This is a genomic window from Streptomyces sp. DH12, from assembly GCF_020873895.1.
GTDB lineage: Bacteria > Actinomycetota > Actinomycetes > Streptomycetales > Streptomycetaceae > Streptomyces.
This window is the reverse complement of record NZ_JAHWGT010000684.1, coordinates 1-518: the sequence shown is the minus strand read 5'-3', so window position 1 is coordinate 518 and position 518 is coordinate 1. Positions and strand designations below refer to the sequence as shown.

Annotated in this window: 1 protein-coding gene; it reads left to right on the top strand. The window is 69.7% G+C overall.

Translation table 11 applies throughout. The annotated features are described in order from the left end of the window. Positions 1 to 518: TetR/AcrR family transcriptional regulator (locus LPA54_RS36480; protein WP_228984800.1), on the top strand; the 518-nt coding region annotated here is incomplete at both ends.

The following is a 518-nucleotide window of genomic DNA, read 5'->3' as shown; positions in this document are numbered from 1 at the left end:
CTCCAGCACTCCCAGCAATGAGAAGCCGCGGCGTGCGCGCCGCACCCGGATGACCGGTGCCGAGCGCCGCCAGCAGCTGCTGGAGATCGGCCGCACCCTCTTCGCGGCGAAGGGGTTCGAGGGCACGTCGGTGGAGGAGATCGCGGCGAAGGCCGGGGTCTCCAAACCCGTGGTGTACGAACACTTCGGCGGCAAGGAGGGGCTGTACGCGGTCGTGGTGGACCGGGAGATGCGGCGGCTGCTGGACATGGTGACCGGCTCGCTGACGGCCGGCCATCCGCGTGAGCTGTGCGAGCAGGCCGCGTTCGCGCTGCTGGACTACATCGAGGAGTACACGGACGGGTTCCGCATCCTGGTCCGTGACTCCCCCATCCCCCAGTCGACGGGGACCTTCGCCTCGCTGATCTCGGACATCGCCACCCAGGTGGAGGACATCCTGGGCCGCGAGTTCAAGAGCCGCGGCTTCGACCCGAAGCTGGCCCCGCTGTACGCGCAGGCGCTGGTCGGGATGGTGGCGC